The organism is Paenibacillus sp. FSL H3-0469 (genome assembly GCF_038051945.1).
Lineage (GTDB): Bacteria > Bacillota > Bacilli > Paenibacillales > Paenibacillaceae > Paenibacillus_AQ.
In genome coordinates this window covers 4,532,041-4,549,684 of record NZ_CP150302.1, presented here as the reverse complement: position 1 = coordinate 4,549,684, position 17,644 = coordinate 4,532,041, and the positions used below count along the sequence as shown (strand labels likewise).

18 protein-coding genes are annotated in these 17,644 nt (G+C 54.0%); 1 reads left to right on the top strand and 17 read right to left on the bottom strand.

From position 1 onward, the window contains the following. Window positions 1-488: 488 nt before the first annotated feature. From NSS83_RS20070 to pth, 13 genes are all read right to left on the bottom strand, one after another. Window positions 489-989: a S1 domain-containing RNA-binding protein gene (locus NSS83_RS20070; protein WP_036696437.1), complete on the bottom strand. Its 501-nt coding sequence runs from the start codon at window positions 987-989 to the stop codon at window positions 489-491. A 125-nt stretch (window positions 990-1,114) separates the two neighbouring features. Then, window positions 1,115-1,450, bottom strand: a complete 336-nt coding sequence (locus NSS83_RS20065) for a septum formation initiator family protein (RefSeq protein ID WP_341183147.1) — start codon at window positions 1,448-1,450, stop codon at window positions 1,115-1,117. Window positions 1,451-1,481: 31 nt separating this feature from the next. Further along, entirely contained in the window at window positions 1,482-2,045 is a 564-nt protein-coding gene (yabQ, locus tag NSS83_RS20060; protein WP_341183148.1) for a spore cortex biosynthesis protein YabQ, read from the bottom strand. Then, window positions 2,042-2,326 carry a sporulation protein YabP gene (gene yabP, locus NSS83_RS20055; RefSeq protein WP_341015453.1) on the bottom strand — a complete coding sequence of 95 codons (285 nt, stop codon included), beginning with the start codon at window positions 2,324-2,326 and terminating at the stop codon, window positions 2,042-2,044. Before yabP ends, yabQ begins: the two co-directional genes overlap by 4 nt. Before the next feature lie 141 nt (window positions 2,327-2,467). Beyond that, the gene (locus tag NSS83_RS20050) at window positions 2,468-2,746 is read right to left on the bottom strand and encodes an RNA-binding S4 domain-containing protein (protein ID WP_036723951.1); all 279 of its coding nucleotides are present in this window, start codon (window positions 2,744-2,746) and stop codon (window positions 2,468-2,470) included. After that, entirely contained in the window at window positions 2,746-3,018 is a 273-nt protein-coding gene (locus NSS83_RS20045; RefSeq protein WP_076082787.1) for an HU family DNA-binding protein, read from the bottom strand. The genes NSS83_RS20050 and NSS83_RS20045 overlap by 1 nt, the downstream gene beginning before the upstream one ends. A gap of 285 nt (window positions 3,019-3,303) precedes the next feature. Next, window positions 3,304-4,803 (bottom strand): nucleoside triphosphate pyrophosphohydrolase, encoded by a 1,500-nt coding sequence (gene mazG, locus NSS83_RS20040; protein WP_341346346.1) that lies wholly within the window; start codon window positions 4,801-4,803, stop codon window positions 3,304-3,306. 72 nt (window positions 4,804-4,875) lie between these two features. Further along, window positions 4,876-6,528, bottom strand: a complete 1,653-nt coding sequence (locus NSS83_RS20035) for a polysaccharide biosynthesis protein (protein WP_341183150.1) — start codon at window positions 6,526-6,528, stop codon at window positions 4,876-4,878. A 208-nt stretch (window positions 6,529-6,736) separates the two neighbouring features. Beyond that, window positions 6,737-7,279 (bottom strand): stage V sporulation protein T, encoded by a 543-nt coding sequence (gene spoVT / locus NSS83_RS20030; RefSeq protein ID WP_209879194.1) that lies wholly within the window; start codon window positions 7,277-7,279, stop codon window positions 6,737-6,739. Between the two features lie 307 nt (window positions 7,280-7,586). Beyond that, on the bottom strand, window positions 7,587-8,636 hold the full coding sequence (locus NSS83_RS20025; protein ID WP_341346345.1) for a peptidylprolyl isomerase: 1,050 nt from the start codon (window positions 8,634-8,636) through the stop codon (window positions 7,587-7,589). Continuing rightward, a complete protein-coding gene (gene mfd / locus NSS83_RS20020; RefSeq protein WP_341183152.1) occupies window positions 8,623-12,147 on the bottom strand; it encodes a transcription-repair coupling factor in 3,525 nt (1,174 codons plus the stop codon). Before mfd ends, NSS83_RS20025 begins: the two co-directional genes overlap by 14 nt. A gap of 132 nt (window positions 12,148-12,279) precedes the next feature. Next, window positions 12,280-12,510, bottom strand: coding sequence for an anti-sigma-F factor Fin family protein (locus NSS83_RS20015; protein ID WP_340750471.1), 231 nt, complete (start codon window positions 12,508-12,510; stop codon window positions 12,280-12,282). A 90-nt stretch (window positions 12,511-12,600) separates the two neighbouring features. Beyond that, complete coding sequence (gene pth, locus NSS83_RS20010) at window positions 12,601-13,161, bottom strand: aminoacyl-tRNA hydrolase (protein WP_341183153.1); 561 nt, start codon at window positions 13,159-13,161, stop codon at window positions 12,601-12,603. Between the two features lie 91 nt (window positions 13,162-13,252). Here pth and NSS83_RS20005 point away from each other — a divergent pair, with 91 nt between their 5' ends. Then, window positions 13,253-13,453 (top strand): hypothetical protein, encoded by a 201-nt coding sequence (locus NSS83_RS20005; RefSeq protein ID WP_036696494.1) that lies wholly within the window; start codon window positions 13,253-13,255, stop codon window positions 13,451-13,453. 103 nt (window positions 13,454-13,556) lie between these two features. Here the strand turns inward: NSS83_RS20005 and NSS83_RS20000 are convergent, their stop codons facing one another. The 4 genes from NSS83_RS20000 to purR form a co-directional block, all read right to left on the bottom strand. Next, the gene (locus NSS83_RS20000) at window positions 13,557-14,510 is read right to left on the bottom strand and encodes a ribose-phosphate diphosphokinase (RefSeq protein WP_019914487.1); all 954 of its coding nucleotides are present in this window, start codon (window positions 14,508-14,510) and stop codon (window positions 13,557-13,559) included. A 108-nt stretch (window positions 14,511-14,618) separates the two neighbouring features. Continuing rightward, entirely contained in the window at window positions 14,619-16,019 is a 1,401-nt protein-coding gene (gene glmU / locus NSS83_RS19995) for a bifunctional UDP-N-acetylglucosamine diphosphorylase/glucosamine-1-phosphate N-acetyltransferase GlmU (RefSeq protein ID WP_341183154.1), read from the bottom strand. 243 nt (window positions 16,020-16,262) lie between these two features. Beyond that, window positions 16,263-16,550 (bottom strand): septation regulator SpoVG, encoded by a 288-nt coding sequence (spoVG, locus tag NSS83_RS19990; protein WP_036696395.1) that lies wholly within the window; start codon window positions 16,548-16,550, stop codon window positions 16,263-16,265. Window positions 16,551-16,759: 209 nt separating this feature from the next. Beyond that, window positions 16,760-17,587 (bottom strand): pur operon repressor, encoded by an 828-nt coding sequence (gene purR, locus NSS83_RS19985; RefSeq protein ID WP_036723965.1) that lies wholly within the window; start codon window positions 17,585-17,587, stop codon window positions 16,760-16,762. Between the last annotated feature and the right edge of the window lie 57 nt (window positions 17,588-17,644).

Below are 17,644 nucleotides of genomic sequence, written 5' to 3'. Positions count from 1 at the left end.
CTCATTATATAGCGGGGGTCTTAAGAAAGTTTGTCAGAAACGGAGAGCAATCTGTAAAAAATTTCCGACAAAAAAGCCTGTCCCGACATTCTGTGGAAAAGCCTTTCAATCCCGTACGGGGTACAAGATTGGCTGTTGGCTGCCGCAGTCACACTGCCTGTTGCAGATAGTGTCCGCGCGGACATTCGTCAGCGATTGCCCTAGAGTTATGTGAGAATGGCATGGATGCTGTCGGCAATTTGTTCAAAGCCCGACAAAAATAGCCGGAAGCCTGGGTGCGCGGTATAGAGCTGGAGCGGGCTGGGCTGCTCATACTCTGCGTTGCGAGCAGAATGTAATCGGTTTTCCGATTACATTTGGTTCACGCACCTCCACGTTGCCGATTGTGTTCGGGTTTTTCGCCTTCATTCGGCCCCGGGCACAAACACAAAAAAACCGCGAAGGACGTTAGCGCCCCTGCGGTTTATTTATGATGTGCAAGACTCAGATTATACGCGCTTGGCTCCACGGCCGCCGCGCTTTCCTTCTGTGTTCTTCTTGATCGAAGATATCCGTTCTTCGCTGTCTTTCAGGAAGCGTGACATTTTATCCTCGAATGAAGGTTTACCGGCTGCAGGCTTGAATGGACGCCCACCCCGTTCACGATTGAATCCACCGCCGCCTCCGCCACTGCCGCCACCACCGCCGAAACGGTCTCCACCGCTTGGACGTTCAGGTCTTGGAGCTCTGGGGGGACGTACTTCCGATGCCGGCTTATCAACGGCTTGCTTAATGGAAAGTCCGATCTTGCCGTCCTTGTCAACATTGATCACCTTAACGGTTACTACATCCGCAATCTTCAAATGATCGTTAACATCCTTGACGTAGTTATCGGCGATCTCCGAGATGTGAACGAGACCTGTGACACCTCCTGACAGATCCACAAATGCTCCGAAATGCGTGATGCCTGTCACCTTGCCCTCTAACTTGGTGCCCACTTCAATTGCCATAGAATAAAATGATCCTCCCTTAAAAATATACAGACGAATATAATGTCCATCCTGTCTGCGGTGATTTGATTATACAGTAAAGAGCAAAGCAAGGCAACACAGCGTAAGCCTCTTTTCGCCTGCTTTTATTGCCCGGATTGCTCGGTACGGATAGGTGATTCCCCTGCAGGATACATATTGTACCATTTACGCGCTAATTGTCCGATATACTCATCGTCATTCAGCCGCGAGACCTCATATTTCAATTGATTCAGCGTGGCTGTTACACTCTCACTGTTCTCTCTCTTACGGGCGAGCTGTTCGCTCTTGTCGGCGATTGCTGCGCTCTGGGCAAAGAAAGTAAATCCGGCCCAGCCGAAGAAAACAGCCATCACAAGAATCCATATAAACTTTCTTCTCTTCGCGCCTGCGGCCGAAGCACTCTGGTTCGTATTCTTTTCTTCCGCAGAGAATCTGTTCATTCAGCTTACCTCCAGTTCCAGGGTTTCAAGGTCAGCGCTTCCGCCACCCTGATATCCACTCGGTGATCCTCACGATCCGGGCGCTATGAACGAACCGGGATGCATACGGAGAGGCCCACCTTACAGGAAGTACCCAGATTGGCTTGGTTAGACGCAGCAGCAGCTTAAAAATATAAAGAAGGACCCGGCCGATCAGCAGCACTGTTCCCTTAACCAGGCGCCACAGCCAGAGAATCGGACCTCCGATGACTATGGTAACGAACCGCCATAGCATCCTGCATACATACTGAACCGACTGAATTAACCTTACCACAAAACGCTGCACCGTAATACTGAAGATCAAAAAATAGATCCATACACCTAGAAAGAGGCCAAGAACGACATAAAACCTCAATTGTCCCTGGTTTCCGGCATAAAGCATGCGAAAGACCAGCAGGGCCGCCCCTATCCAATACAGCAAATCCAGCAGCGCATTCAGCCATTTGGGAAATCTCAGCTTCTGCGACAGCACCCGGTAGCTGTCATAGGCCAGTCCCATGGCAATGCCGGACAGAATCATATAGAGCAGGGTGATCCATTGAACGGAGGGATTCATTTAAACAGCTTGCGGAGAATCCCTTTATTTTTGCCTTGCGCCCCGGGGTCCAGATAAATCAGGGAATGAACATTGCCTTCAAGGGACAGCATTCCATTCTCCAGACTTAGATTCTTAATATGTAAATGAGTCCCCCGAATAGTCAGCTGACCAAGTTCTGTACTCAGCAGAAACTCTTCACTGTCAAAGCTCTCCACATTCTGCACACCGGTAAGCTCAATCTGCTTGCGGCTGCGCATGTGCAGATCATGCTGTTTGTTGACTTTGGCTGGTTCGATCATAGCATGTACCCCTCCTTCTTGGTTCTAATCTATGAAGGAAGGACAGGGTATAGAACAGGTGGAAACAAGAAAAAAGAGGCATCCCGCTCCGCCGTCTTCCGGCTTCAGGGATACCTCTTAACCTTATGCTGCGATGATCTGCTACCAGTCGAGTCCCGTGCTTTTGGCAACCGGCTCTTCACGGAGCAGGGTATACATTCCGGCGGCCTCATCCTTACGGGTGGTTTCCACCAGCTTTTCCACTTTGACCGTCACAAGCTTTTGGCCGAACTGCACGGTAATCTCGTCACCGATCTTCACCGTGCTGCTCGGTTTGGACTCCCGTCCATTGATCAACACCCGGCCCTGTTCGGACACATCCTTGGCCACGGTGCGGCGCTTGATCAGACGGGAGACCTTCAGGAACTTGTCCAGACGCATTAGTTAACGGCTTCTTTGAGTTTGTTGCCTGCCTTGAAGGCCGGCACTGTGGATTCAGGAATTTCGATAGGTGTGCCCGATTGCGGGTTACGGCCGGTGCGGCCGGAACGTTTGCGCGTTTCAAAAGTACCGAAGCCGATCAGCTGTACTTTATCTCCGCTTGCAAGAGCTTCTGTAATTTCGCCCAGCATTCCGTTAAGTACGGTTTCTACGTCTTTTTTGGATAGTCCGCTTTTCTCGGAAATGTTGTTTACCAGATCTGTTTTGTTCATAATTTGAAGTTCCTCCTAGGATACAAAAAATAAATGAAAATCAGGTTTACCGGAAAATCACGGCAAATCGTCATTTCGTCTTTATGATATTCTGGATTCCGCCCTCAATTCCTGCCACGATCCGCCGTTTTTTTTGAAAAAGTAACATCTTGCGTAGGATATGGGGCTTTTAGCACTATAACATTATAAACCTCTCAATGCATTTTAAATCAGAGATTCGCGCCGTAGTCACAGCATTGCCTTGAAAAGCACGGGATATACCGCCTATGACTATAATTCTAGAATCTATTGCTTCCGCTCTTCCGCCTTGGCTTCCTGCCAGAGGGCTTCCATCTCTTCGAGCGGGCTGTCCTCCAGCCGGACCCCCTGATCGCGCAGACGCCGCTCAATATATTCGAACCGGGCTACGAACTTACGGTTGGTGCGGGTCAGTGCTTCTTCCGGATCGGCTCCGATGAAGCGGGCCGCATTGGTGGCTGCGAACAGCAGGTCGCCCAGCTCCAGCATCTGCTCCTCGGCAGACTGTCCCGTCTCAATCGCCTCCTGAAGCTCGTCAATCTCCTCGCGGATCTTAGCCAGCACATCGCTTGTATTGTCCCAGTCGAATCCGACTTTGGAGGCCTTCTTCTGCAGCTTGTACGCCTTCATCAGTGCCGGCAGATCCCTTGGAACCCCGCTAAGTGCGGACAGGGCTTCGGGCTCCACGCCTTTGCGCCGCTTCTCCTCGGCCTTCATCCCTTCCCAGTTCTGCAGCGCCTCCTCGGCATTGCCGGCCGCCTGATCCCCGAAGACATGCGGGTGGCGGAACAGCAGCTTCTCATTCAGCCCCTCAATGACATCGTAGACACTGAAGGTTCCCAGCTCCTCTTCCATTTGGGAGTGAAGCATAATCTGGAGCAGCAGGTCGCCCAGCTCTTCCTTCATATGGTCCGGATCATCCTCGTCAATCGTCTCCAGCACCTCATAGGTCTCTTCGATCAGATTTTTGCGCAAGGATTCATGCGTCTGCTCACGGTCCCAGGGACAGCCCTCGGGGCTCCGCAGAATATCGACAATCTCATGCAGCCGGGCAAAGGTACGGTTACGCGCTTCATCCGCACGGCTCGCCGGAACATAGACCAGCGACAGATTACCATAGCCGTCCAGCCGGTCCAGCTCGTACAGCGGCACACGGAGAATCTGCTCCTCGCCTTCCACCCCAAGCGCATGTGCGGCAATCACCTCATACTCGGGCGGGTAGAGCTCCATCAGGCAGAGCTTGGTCTCAGACGCGGTGAAGCTGTCATAGACCTGCCCGATCAGGGTATGCAGCTCCGGGTGAAGCTGGGAGCTGCGGATACCGGAGGCATCCAGCAGCTGGAAGCCTTCAATCGGATCAAAGCCCAGACGGACGAATGCTTCATCCAGGAAGCTCTCGCCGCCGAGGATATTCAGCTCAATGCCCGCCTCCGGGCAGCGCCCGCGCAACAGGGAGACAGCGGATTCGGCCACCATAGGATGACCCGGAACGGCATAGACGATCTCCGTGCCCTGCGGAGCGGCCGCAGCTTTCTCAATCAGCGTTGCCGTAATGGCTTCATAGACCTCCGGGAAGGACGACAGCGACTCATACAGCCCGTCGAAGGACTCCCAGGCGATCTCCATCTCCGCCAGTGCAGCCATAACAGGATGCTCTGCGGTCCGCACGTATACGGCCGAGGCCGCCTTCAGCTTCTTAATAATGCCGAGTGTCAGCCGGTCCGGGTTCCCGGAGCCCAGGCCGACGATCGTTAATGTTGCGCTCATGCCAGTCTACTCCTTCCAGGCAGCCGCCTGCTGCTATTCGCGAGGGCGGCTGCACTATGTATGGTCAGCGCCTTAAGGGAACAGGCGCAGCTTTTTTAGCTTGTCCGCTAAGCGGGGGCCGAAGCCCGGAAGCTGGCGCAGCTCGCTCTCGCTGAGCAGCCGCAACGCCACTGCGCCGAGTGCGAAGACGGCGCAGCCTGCGAGCACGCCGAGCAGGCTCTGCGCCAGGGCCGCGGTCCGCCCGCCGCCGAAGCCGGCAGCGTCTGCCGCCCAGGCTGCGCCGTGGCTCACGGCCGCGGCGGCCAGCCCCAGGCCCGCGAGCAGCGCCGCGGGCTTCAGCAGGACATCTGCGGCGCGCAGCCGCAAATGTCCCTGCCGGTAGAGCAGCAGCACGTTCAGCGCTGCTGCGAAGAGATGTGCGGCCACGCCGGCGATGGCCGCACCGGTAATGCCCTGCTGCGGGACGAGCAGCAGGTTGAGGGCCGCCTTCAGCAGAGCGGCGGCCAGGAGATGCAGCGCCGGCGCGCGCACGGCGCCCAGGCCTTGCAGCAGCGCGGCGGAGATGATGCTGACCGTCCCGCCCGCGGCGGTGAAGGCCAGCCAGGTCATCGCGCCGCTGCCGGCGGCGTCCCCGTACAGAGCCGTGTTCACCGGCTCTGCAAGCACGGCCAGGCCTACGGAGGCGGCCAGCCCAAGGAGCCAGAACCAGCGCAGCGACAGCGTGATGCGCGTACGGATCAAGGCCTCATCCCGCTGGTATTTCGCTTCGGCCAGCGCCGGGATGAAGACGACCGAGAGCGAGGTCGCCAGCATCGTTACAATCTGCACGAGCGGCAACCCGCGGTTATAGATGCCGAACTGGGCCATCGCTGCTGTCTCGCTGCTGCCGCTCCCCGTAAGCAGACGGGGAACTGTGAAGACATCAACCAGTCCGATTAACGGAACCGCCAGCGCACCCAGCATCACCGGGAGGCCGTAGGACAGCAGCTCGCGGGCAGGAACGCCCTGCTTTGCACTTCGCACGGCCGATGCCGTGCTGTTCTTAAGCGGAGCTTGAGGCAGCCTATCCGGCAAGCCCCGGCGGTGGCTGCGCCAATACAGCAGCATGACGCCAAGACCCGCGATCCCGCCTCCAGCGGGCCCCAGCATCGCACCGGCAGCAATTCCTGCCGCATCTGCGCCAGCACCCGTCAGGTACAGCAGAAGCGCGATCATGACCGCGACACGTACCGACTGCTCAACCACCTGTGACACGGCGGTCGGCATCATATTATGCAGTCCCTGGAAATAGCCGCGCAGCGCCGCCATCAGCGGTACCACCGCCAGCCCCCAGGCGCTGCTGCGCAGAGCGGGAACAATATGGGAGCTGCCGACCCATACCGCAATGAGCGGAGCCCCCGCGTAGACCAGAATGCCGAGCAGAAGGCCGCTGGCCGCCGTAATTCCGGCTGATAGCAGCAGCACCCGCCGCCCCTTCTGCACGTCCTGTGCCGCCGAAGCCTCAGCCACGAACCGTGAGATGGCGGCAGGCAGTCCGAGCATTGCCACCGTCACCAGAATCGTATACAACGGATAGACCGTATTGTAGATGCCGAACGCGGCGTCGCCGCCCAGATTCTGCAGCGGTATCTTCTGGAGCGTACCGATCAGTTTCGAGAAGATCGCTGCCGCACTAAGAATAAAAGCGCCCTGCAGCAGCTTCGAGCCTTGAGTATTGGATGTCATCGTTTACCTGCTTCTACAGCCATAACTGCCATAATATAGAGCTTATTTTAAACTAAGCAAATGAATTTCTATATTATAACTTATCTAAGGGTAGAAGTGTAAATGCTCCTGCTTTCATTGGTGAGCGGGCCGATTCCACAACAAAAACCCGCCATTCCCTACGGTCATCATAACCAAAGGAAAAGCGGGACTCTCCAGCACCAATTAATTACTGTTCCATTTGCTTGCCCAGGAAGGCTGCGGCTGTCTCTGCCATTTTTACTTCCATCTGGGCCATTTTGACCGAATCATCCTTATTCAGCAGCACTACGCAGCCGATGGGATCTCCTCCGGAGATAATAGGCGCTGCCACATACGTGGATAACAGCTCTGAGTGGTCCTTGCTGATGTCATAGCTGCCTGCATTGGTCTCAAGCATTGTTTTACGGCTTTCCATTACCTTTTCCAGCAGCACACCCACTTGCTTCTCCAGATAATCCTTCTTGGAGCCGCCGGCGAGCGCGATGAACGTGTCCCGGTCCGTAATCATGGTAATATGCCCTGTTCCTTCATACAGCGACTCTGCATACTCCTTGGCGAAATCACCCAATTCACCAATCGGTGAATATTTCTTCAGGATAACCTCACCATCGCGGTCAACAAAAATTTCCAGAGGATCGCCCTCACGAATCCGCAAGGTGCGTCTGATCTCTTTGGGAATAACAACTCGTCCGAGGTCATCAATACGTCTTACAATACCAGTAGCTTTCATTTCACATGTTGCCCCGCTTTCTTAAGAAGTATGGTCCAACTACTGTCCATTATGGGAATGGTTAATCCCGGTGATTTATCGTAATATCTGACCATAGTATTCATCTCTTCCCAGTTCCTTATACATCGGTCAGCCCGCATATAATTGTTCATGGAGAATGAGCACGCCCTGGCCCGGCATCATTCCAGTTATGATCAGTAATTGGAGTTTCTATACCACCGCACCATTCTTCCCATTTCCTGCTGTAGCGAAAAAAAATCCGCCCGGATGCGTGGCGCATCGGGCGGCTTGTTCAATTTATATAGATTTATTTAGCGGCTTCCGTAGCAGCCGGCGCATCTGTAGCGGCTGGCGTGTCACTACCCGCAGCCGGAGCCGGTGTAGCTGTGGCTCCCGTATCGCCTGCAGCAGCAGAGCTCTTCGGCAGATTAATTTTAATCTCCAGACTATCCAGGTCCTTCTCCAGGAAGGTCTCCAGGCTGGCAGAAGCCGCAGCGTTCTTCACGGCTTTGAGCTGGTCGGCAGTCAGCGTATCGAAGGTAGTGTCCTTGCGGGCTTCCACCTTGATAATGTGATATCCGTAAGTAGTCTTAACCGGCTCACTGATCGTATTCAGCGGAAGACTGTGGGCCGCAGCCTTGAACTCTGCTACATATTCCCCCAGAGCCTTGTCCTTATATTCACCGCCGGTTTCCTTCGTGCCGGTATCATCCGAGTATTCCTTGGCAACGGCTGCAAAGTCTGCACCGCCATCCAGCTTCGCCTTCACTTCCTGGGCGCGCTTCAGCGCATCGGCATCTGTCCGCTCCTTGCCCGCGCTATCGGTTAGGCCAACCAGGACATGGCGCAGCGTAGCCACGCTATAATCGGCCTTAGTGGCTTCATAATGGGTCTTGACCTGCTCATCCGTTAATTTCAGCAGCATGTCCTGATATACGGTAAGTACGCGCTGCATATAAGAACGCAGATCCGACTCGCTCAGGTCCTGTTCCTTCAGCGTGCTTTTGTATTTGTCGCCCAGCGCAGTTTTGATCGAGCCGATCTGAGTATCGACTTCTTTCTCCGCAGCCTTCTTCGCTTCATCCGTGGCCTTGTCCGCCAGGTATTCGAACGCGACCTCCTGCTTCAGGATGGACTCCTTGAACATATCAATCTCCAGATACTGCGCCTGTTCAGGGGACAGGAATTTCATTACGCGGGTATCCAGATTGAATTCCTTCTGGGTAATGGTGCCGCCCTTATACGTTGCCACCGCAGTATCATCACTTTTATTGCTGCAGGCAGCAAGCATGGAGAAGGACAGGGCTGCGGTCAGCGAGACCACCAGAACCTTCCAGGATTTTTTATTTAACGACATTGTGTAATTCTCCCTTCGATTTTAAAGACTGTTTGGCTGCCGCCAGGAATTGCTCCAGCACATCCAGCAGCTCCTTGTCACCTAAATCCTTCGCTTTGATGCGGATCGTTGCCTTGGCATCCTTATCAAATTGTACACGCCTTTCAAAGCTATTACCAACTTTGGCGAGCTTTGCCGTATCAAAGGCCCCGAGGCTGCCCTCGTGGAAATTAAGCAGGACCTCATCGCCGCGCCGGACCATAGATTCCATGCCGTACAGCTTGCCGTACACCTTCAGCCGGGCCACAGAGAGCAGATTAATAACGGATTCCGGCAATTCGCCGAACCGGTCCAGCAGCTCATCCTCAAGCTCCGAGGCATCCTCGAAGGAGGCTACTGCAGCTACTTTTTTATAGATTTCTATTTTTTGGATACTGTCGTAAATATACTCGGAAGGAAGATAGGCGTCAATCGACAAATCAATGACCGTATTCCCCTGCTTCAGCGAAGTATCCTCCTCGCCCAGCACGCTCACCTTGCGTTTGCGGATTTCCTCCGCCAGCATCTGCGAATACAGGTCGAAGCCGACCGAGGCGATGAAGCCATGCTGCTCCGCCCCCAGCAGATTGCCTGCTCCCCGGATGGAGAGATCGCGCATAGCAATTTTGAAGCCGGACCCGAGCTCGGTGAATTCCTTGATCGACTGCAGGCGCTTCTCAGCCACCTCTGTCAGCACTTTATCGCGCTGGTAGGTGAAATAGGCATAAGCAATCCGGTTGGAACGGCCGACGCGGCCGCGCAGCTGGTAGAGCTGGGACAGGCCCATTTTGTCAGCATCATGAACAATCAGTGTATTTACATTAGGAATGTCGACACCCGTCTCTATAATACTGGTGCTGACCAGCACATCATACTCTCCGTCCAGGAAGTCGAGAATCGTCTTCTCAAGCTCCGATTCCGACATCTGTCCATGCCCGATACCCACTCTTGCCTCCGGCACCAGCATGGAGATCTGTGCCGCCATTTCCTGAATGCCCTGTACACGGTTGTACAGATAGTAGACCTGCCCGCCACGGGCCAGCTCGCGCTCCACAGCTTCCCGGGTCAGCGTCTGGCTATGCTCCACCACATACGTCTGTACGGGAAAGCGGTTCTCCGGTGGTGTCTCAATAACTGACAAGTCACGCACCCCGAGCATTGACATATGCAGCGTGCGGGGAATCGGTGTAGCCGTCAGAGTCAATACATCGACATTGGTCTTCAGCCGCTTCAGCTTCTCCTTGTGGGTCACGCCGAAACGCTGCTCTTCATCGACAATCAGAAGGCCGAGGTCCTTGAAGACCAGATCCTGTGACAGCAGACGGTGTGTGCCGATAATGACATCCACTGTCCCCTGGCGTACTCCCTTGATCGTATCATTCTGCTCCTTGCGGCTGCGGAACCGGCTCAGCACCTGAATATTCAGCGGATAATTGGCGAAGCGCTCGCGGAAGGTCTCGTAGTGCTGCTGGGCCAGAATCGTCGTCGGCACGAGCACCGCCACCTGCTTGCCCTCTATCGCAGATTTAAAAGCAGCCCGGATTGCCACCTCTGTCTTGCCATAGCCGACATCCCCGCAAAGCAGCCGGTCCATCGGACGGTTCTGCTCCATATCCTTCTTGATCTCTTCAATTGCCCGCAGCTGGTCACGGGTCTCCTCATACGGGAACATCTCTTCGAATTCGCGCTGTTCCTGAGTATCCTTCTCGAAGCCATAGCCAAGTGCGCTCTGGCGCTCTGCGTACAGCTTGATCAGATCATCGGCGATATCCTGAACGGAGCTCCGCACCTTGCTGGTAACCCGGGTCCATTCATTACCGCCCAGCTTATATACCTTCGGCTCCTTATCTTCCGAGCCGACATATTTCTGAATCAGGTCAATCTGTTCAATCGGAACAGAGAGCTTGTCGCCTCCGGCATAGAGGATATGCATATAGTCGCGGTGGATGCCGCTGACCTCAAGCGTCCCGATGCCCATATATTTACCGATCCCGTGATTCTGGTGAACCACATAATCCCCGATCTTCAGCTCGGTATAGCTCTTAATCCGTTCGGCATTATCAATGCCCTTCGAGACCTTACGCGCCTTGCGCTGCTTCTGCGAGAACATCTCGCCTTCAGTGATCACCGCGAGATGAATCGAAGGAAGCTCGAAGCCGGAGCCCAGGTTGCCCTGCAGGATCGTCGGCTCCTCAATGCCATAGTCATCCAGTACCCGGCGGATACGCTCCATCCGCTCCTCGCCGTTCGCCAGCATGATCACCTTCACACCAGACTTGTGCCAGCGCTCCATCTCGGATTTCAGCACATTCATCTGGCCATGGAAGTCCTGCATTCCGCGGCTGATGAAGCCTAAGATATTCTGTGGCTGAATATGCGGAACCTGACGCAGAAATATCGACATAAACAGGCTCTGGAACGGACGCTGGTACATAATAACATCGCTGTCGACAGAGAGCTGCAGCTCAGGCAGCGTCTTGCCGTTCTGCAGCAAGTGCATATTCCATTCCGATTCATCCCGCTCCAGCTGCTTGGCGGTCTCCAGAAGTCTGGCCGGCTCATCCAGGACAAGCAAAGTATCCTGAGCCATATAATCATACAGATGAATGCGTTCAGGGTAGAGCAGACTGATATATTTATAGACTTCCGGGAAATAGGTGCCCTGCCGCAGCATCTCCAGCTCCCGGCCCATCTCCTCACGCAGACGCAGCTTGGCCTGGCGGTCACTCATCTTCTCAAGCTGCCGCTCCAGCATCGCAGACGCAGCGGTAGAAGCCGCATCCTGGCGGAGCTGATCGAATATAATCTCCTTGGCCGGTGTAATCTTCACACTGCGGACCTTATCGATGGAGCGCTGATCCATTGGATCGAAGGTACGGATGGAATCTACTTCATCATCAAACAGCTCCACCCGGTAAGCCAGTGGAGAGGTCATGGGATAGAAGTCGATAATACCGCCGCGTACACTAAGCTCACCGCGGTTCTCTACACGCTCCACCCGCTCATAGCCCATCTCAATCATGGACATGAGGAAGTCATCCAGCGGCAAGGTTCCGTCCTGCGAAACCGTAAGCTGGGCTTCAGCCATGACATGCGGAGCAGGGAGCAGCCTCCGAACGCCGGAGTAGGGAACAACTACAATTCCCCGGAAGCCCTGGGCGCAGCGCGTCAGCACATCAATCCGCTGGGCCAGCGTCTCCGGGCTTGAGACAGCGGCCTCCGCCGCCACCAGCTCATTGGCCGGATAGAGCAGCACCCTCTCCGGGGAAAGCGCTTCCTGTAAATCATCGGCCATCTTCTGGGCTGAGAACATATTATGGGTCACAACCAGCAGCGGACGCTGCGTCTCTTCATGCAATGCTGCAAGCATGATTTGTCTGGCCGAGCCGGACAGACCGGAGATAAGCTGCTCCTTCATCCCTGCTGCGATGCCACGGGTGACAGACTGGAAATCAGTATCCTTGGAAAAATCTTCTATAAGACCTTGTAACAACAGGTGCACCTCTCTTACTAAACAGGCTGACAGCGGCAGCGCCGCTGTCACCTATTATAATTGGAATCGAAAACAAGCCTCAGCGGATAAGGCCAAGGCTTGCGGATGACGATAGAGACAGGCGCTTCCACCTTACTGAAGCGGACTGGCCAGCAGGCTGAGCTCGGGGTTGTTGTCCAGCGCCTGCTTGCAGTAATCGCAGGTCACCTTCACCGTAATCTCGCCTTCTGAATCATACGCTATTATATCTCTGCGCTCCGCAGGGGTCAAGGATTGCAGCCCCAGCTGCATCTCTGTCATATCGCTTCTGCCAATGCTTCCCAAGAACGTCCGGCAGTGCCTGCATACATAGTGTATTGCCATCTATATGCCTCCTGAAGGTAGTATATACCTTCAGTATGCCCCGCCCGGGAGAGCTTTAGCCGCAGGGTGCTGAACCCTATGCCTTGTATTTCATCCGTTGAATTTGGCCATGGTCTGTTCAAAGGTATGCTGCAGGCTGAATTCCACAGCATCGCATGTATCACTTATCATGCTCTCAAGCCTTGCTCCATCCTTCTTGGCGAAGGTAGACAGTACGTAATCCACTATAGCAAAACCCGGCTCCGGACGGGATATGCCCATCCGCACCCGGTTGAAGCTCTGAGTGCCCGTGTGCTGAATGATGGACTTGATGCCATTGTGCCCGCCGGCACTTCCCTGATAACGCAGCCTGATCTTACCCAGCTCCGTATCCAGGTCATCATAGACCACAATCATATCTTCCAGTTGGACCTTATAATAATCCATATAAGCCCGGACCGCTTCCCCGGACAAATTCATGAAGGTCATCGGCTTGATCAGCACCGTCTTTACACCGCCGATCACCCCTTCACCGATTACCGATTTGCATTTATTCTGGTTAAAGACAATTCCGTGTCTGGACGCAAGCTCATCGAGGGCCATGAAGCCGACATTATGTTTGGTCTTCGCATATTGCGTTCCGGGATTCCCGAGTCCAACAATCCATTTCATATTTAAGGTTTTTCCTTTCCGCCCGGTACTCTCAGCAGAAGAGTTCCGTTTTTGGTACAATAAGCTTATACTCCGGAGACAGGTGATGAACATGCCACATCAGGGCGATATCTTAACACTGCAGCGCCATTTCCAGTACCATATTCAATATGCTGTGCCTGTTGAAGTCTATAGGGGGAACGCGCACGTAGACATCGGTGTAATTACAGCGGTGGACGAAGGCTTCGTAGAGCTGCAGGGTACGCTGTACAACCGCAGCCTCTTCACCTTCATCTCCCGTCCGGGATATTGAAGCTTATAAGAGCCTTTAGTCCGGCCGCTGCATCACGCCGATAAGGGTTACACCTTCCGCTTGACGAAAGGTGTAACCCTTTTTCTGCTGATCTGCCTGCGGCCTATTCGATTTCGAACAGCTTACTGATCGACAGCTCTTCATGCACGCGAATGATAGCTTCGCCCATCAGCGGGGCTACGGACAGCACCTTGAGCTTCGAGGTCGGGTTGCTGCTGCGAATTGGAATGGTATCCGTCACGATAATTTCTTTGATCGGAGAGTTTTCCAGACGTTCATGCGCCGGACCGGACAATACAGGATGCGTACAGCAGGCGTAGACTTCTTTCACGCCGCCTTCCATCAGTGCATTGGCTCCGAGAACAATCGTTCCTGCCGTATCGATAATATCATCGATCAGGATCGCCGTTTTGCCTTCAATGTTACCGATAATGTTCATAACCTCACTGACGTTCGGTTCAGGACGGCGCTTGTCGATAATCGCCAGCGGAGCGTTAAGGAAGTCGGCCAGCTTTCTGGCACGCACCACGCCGCCATGGTCAGGAGATACGACCACAGGGTTCTGAATTTGCTTCGAACGGAAGTATTGGGCCAGAATCGGAACACCCAGCAGATGATCCACAGGAATGTCGAAGAAGCCTTGAATCTGCATCGCATGAAGGTCCATAGTAATGACGCGGTGTGCACCCGCCTTCTCAATCAGGTTCGCTACCAGCTTGGCCGTAATCGGATCACGGGAACGGGCCTTACGGTCTTGACGGGCATACCCGTAGTAAGGAATCACGACATTGATGCTCTTCGCGGAGGCACGCTTAAGCGCATCTACCATCACCAAAAGCTCCATCAGATTGTCGTTCACCGGTCCGCAGGTGGACTGTACGATATAGACATGACAGCCCCGGACACTCTCCGACAGCTTAACCTGAATCTCTCCGTCACTGAAGCTGGTCGTATGGGACTCGCCCATCGGAATGCCGATATAATCAGCAATCTGGCTGGCCAGCTTAGGATTGGAGTTGCAGGTGAAAATCTTGAGTTTGGAATCACAATAAGTCATAAAATATAAACCCTCCGTGACGGAATTTAACTGGCCAAAGCACCGGCGCGGATGTGCAAGAAGTCCGTCCGGCGCTCTAAGCCTACTGCTGATTTCTGCTTACACGCTTTACGATGGACTATGCTGGTCTTTCTTCGACTTGGCCCGGGAGCGGATCTTCTCTGCATACCCCGGCTTATTCTCCTGCCTTGCTCTGGCAATCGCCAGATCGTTCTCCGAAACCGGACGCGTAATCGTGGAACCGGCAACAATGAATGCGCCCTTGCCCACTGTAACCGGAGCAACAAGGTTCACGTTGCTGCCGATAAAGGCATCATCGCCAATCTCGGTTCTGAACTTATTATAGCCGTCATAATTAACGGTGATTGCGCCGCAGCCGATATTAACATTCTTGCCGACCTCAGCATCACCGACATAGCTTAAATGAGATACCTTGGAGCCGTCGCCGATTGTAGCATTCTTGATCTCTACGAAGTCGCCGACCTTAACACCCTCACCCAGAACGGTGCCCGGACGTAAATACGCAAAAGGCCCAACGGAAGCCCGTGTGCCGACCTGAGCCTGATTCAGCACGGAATGCTTCACAGCCGCTCCGTCCATAATCACGCAGTCTTCAATTTCACTTGCCGGACCGATCATACAATCTTCGCCGATCACTGTCTTGCCCTTGAGTACCGTGCCTGGATACAGCACCGTATCTGCTCCAATCTCAACCTCTGCCCCGATGTAGGTTGAAGCCGGATCGATGATAGTGACTCCGCCGAGCATATGCCCCCGGTTGATGCGCTGACGCATATAGCCTTCGGCTTCAGACAACGCCAGCCGGTCATTTACACCAATGGACTCCGCTGCATCATGGGCCTGATAACCCAGAACGATATCACCTTGCGCCCGGAGTATGCCGATAACATCCGTCAAATAATACTCCTGCTGGTTGTTGGTGTTCGTAACCTTCTCCAGAGCGGCAAAGAGCTTAGCATTATCAAAACAATACGTCCCTGTATTGATCTCGTGAACCGCAGCTTCACTCTCTGTGCAGTCCTTCTGTTCCACAATCTTCAGCACTCCGCCGTCTTCACCGCGGATAATCCGGCCGTATCCGGCAGGCTGCTCCATAACAGCAGTAAGGACTGTTGCAGCAGCATTCTGTGCTTCATGCAAAGCCATCATGCCTTCAAGTGTCTCGCTCATGACAAGCGGCGTATCTCCGCAGATCACAATGGTGGTTCCTTCTTCACTGCCCAGGAGATCCTTGGCCTGCTTGACGGCATGGCCGGTTCCAAGCTGGACATCCTGCAGCACATATTCGGCATCCCCGCCTAAGTATGCCTTAACCTTCTCGGCGCCGTGGCCTACAACAACTACATTACGCTGGCATCCGGTCGCCTTCACTGTATCAAGCACGTGCCCTACCATCGGTTTACCGCAGACAGGGTGCAGCACCTTGTATAATTTAGATTTCATGCGCTTGCCTTGACCTGCAGCAAGTACAACAGCCATTCTTTTCAAGAATGCCAACCTCCTACTTCTTGAGCTCACTACTGAATATATCTCATTCCGGGCAAAAAGAAAAGAGAACCATGCAGGCATGGTTCCCTTTTCTTCGAACCCCAATAAAATCTCCCCACTAAGTGGGGCTTTGGCTCCGGGGCTGACCCAGGCACTTTGCCGGGACCCCGAAACATATAAAACGGTATGGCCTATTGCCGCCCTGGGGAGGCAGCAAGTCCCAGAGAGTCAGCGGTTCACCGCTTAAGCTCCCTCTTCAATAACTTCCTCTTCTTCCGTAGCGGCACGTTCGTACTCGGCCAGAACCGCAGATTGAATCTTTTCGCGCGTTCCCGAAGAAATCGGGTGTGCGATATCGCGGAATTCTCCGTCAGGTGTACGCTTGCTGGGCATTGCAACAAACATCCCGTTATTCCCGTCGATGACGCGAATGTCATGAACAACAAACTCGTTATCGATTGTAATGGATGCGATTGCTTTCATTCTCCCCTCAGAGTTGACGCGGCGGAGTCTGACATCCGTAATTTGCATGTGTGTGTTCACCACCTTTTTCCATCAGAGACTTGGTGTATAATTCCACACAGCAAAGCGAATTCCTTCTTTTTCATTCCAAATAATGCCTGATTAAGAAGATTATTTTTGCAGAATCGTCGATTTCGACAGATTTCGTGCAGTTATCTTAAGAATCCTCACAGTTTCGACATTATGCCCTATTTTTCAGAACCGGCAATTCCCTTCGTTTAAGAGGAGAAATAGTTGCCCGGAAACGCCGAAATACGCCGCACCTTGGAGTCCACCTCTGTCAGCTTCACCAGTGACACGTAGTCATGCAGCAGACGCTCTTCATTCTCCACGTCGCCGGACTCCACCAGCACGCCTACACCTGCGACCTCTGCATTGAACTCACCCAGCAAATCGACCATTCCGCGTACGGTGCCGCCCGCCTTCATGAAGTCATCGACAATCAGCACCCGCGATTTCTCGCGCAGCGCCCGTCTGGACAGGGACATCGTATGGATGCTCTTATGGGAGCCAGATACATAGTTGATGCTTACAGCCGAGCCCTCCGTTACCTGATGGTCACGGCGTACCAGCACGACAGGCAGCCCCAGCTGCGCAGCGGTTGCGTACGCGAGTGGAATCCCTTTGGTCTCCACCGTCATGACGACATCAATCTCCACGCCGTAGAAGGCGGTGGCAATAATCTTGCCGGCCTGCTCCATCAGGGACGGGAGGCCGAGCAAATCCGACATATACAGATAACCGCCGGGCAGAATCCGGTCACTCTGCTCAAGCTGCCCGCACAGACGATTCACGAAGGCAAGCGCCATATCCATGGGCATGCGCGGAATATACCGTACTCCGCCCGCTGCCCCGGCCAGTGTCTGCAGCTCGCCCATCCCTTCGCCTTCAAATACCTCTTTTATAATAGCCAGGTCCTCGCTGACCGATGACTTCGCCGCACCGTACCGCTCTGCAAAAGTAGACAGCGGCAGCAGATCATGCGGCTTCTCCAGTAAAAATTGGGTCATGTCAACTAACCGTTGGCTTCGTTTAAGTTTTTTCACGGAATGCTCCTCGCCAAAACCGAATATTACTATGAATAATATCATTATTGTACGGAT

What these genes read in the sequence shown, in the direction of transcription:
- mazG (WP_341346346.1), bottom strand. Translation starts at nt 4,803, where the DNA reads ATGAGCGCAACATTAACGATCGTCGGCCTGGGCTCCGGGAACCCGGAC.
- spoVG (WP_036696395.1), bottom strand. Translation starts at nt 16,550, where the DNA reads ATGCAAATTACGGATGTCAGACTCCGCCGCGTCAACTCTGAGGGGAGA.
- yabQ (WP_341183148.1), bottom strand. Translation starts at nt 2,045, where the DNA reads ATGAATCCCTCCGTTCAATGGATCACCCTGCTCTATATGATTCTGTCC.
- spoVT (WP_209879194.1), bottom strand. Translation starts at nt 7,279, where the DNA reads ATGAAAGCTACTGGTATTGTAAGACGTATTGATGACCTCGGACGAGTT.
- NSS83_RS20065 (WP_341183147.1), bottom strand. Translation starts at nt 1,450, where the DNA reads ATGAACAGATTCTCTGCGGAAGAAAAGAATACGAACCAGAGTGCTTCG.
- NSS83_RS20000 (WP_019914487.1), bottom strand. Translation starts at nt 14,510, where the DNA reads ATGACTTATTGTGATTCCAAACTCAAGATTTTCACCTGCAACTCCAAT.
- NSS83_RS20005 (WP_036696494.1), top strand. Translation starts at nt 13,253, where the DNA reads ATGCCACATCAGGGCGATATCTTAACACTGCAGCGCCATTTCCAGTAC.
- NSS83_RS20025 (WP_341346345.1), bottom strand. Translation starts at nt 8,636, where the DNA reads ATGTCGTTAAATAAAAAATCCTGGAAGGTTCTGGTGGTCTCGCTGACC.
- NSS83_RS20015 (WP_340750471.1), bottom strand. Translation starts at nt 12,510, where the DNA reads ATGGCAATACACTATGTATGCAGGCACTGCCGGACGTTCTTGGGAAGC.
- yabP (WP_341015453.1), bottom strand. Translation starts at nt 2,326, where the DNA reads ATGATCGAACCAGCCAAAGTCAACAAACAGCATGATCTGCACATGCGC.
- NSS83_RS20050 (WP_036723951.1), bottom strand. Translation starts at nt 2,746, where the DNA reads ATGCGTCTGGACAAGTTCCTGAAGGTCTCCCGTCTGATCAAGCGCCGC.
- pth (WP_341183153.1), bottom strand. Translation starts at nt 13,161, where the DNA reads ATGAAATGGATTGTTGGACTCGGGAATCCCGGAACGCAATATGCGAAG.
- NSS83_RS20045 (WP_076082787.1), bottom strand. Translation starts at nt 3,018, where the DNA reads ATGAACAAAACAGATCTGGTAAACAACATTTCCGAGAAAAGCGGACTA.
- NSS83_RS20070 (WP_036696437.1), bottom strand. Translation starts at nt 989, where the DNA reads ATGGCAATTGAAGTGGGCACCAAGTTAGAGGGCAAGGTGACAGGCATC.
- NSS83_RS20035 (WP_341183150.1), bottom strand. Translation starts at nt 6,528, where the DNA reads ATGACATCCAATACTCAAGGCTCGAAGCTGCTGCAGGGCGCTTTTATT.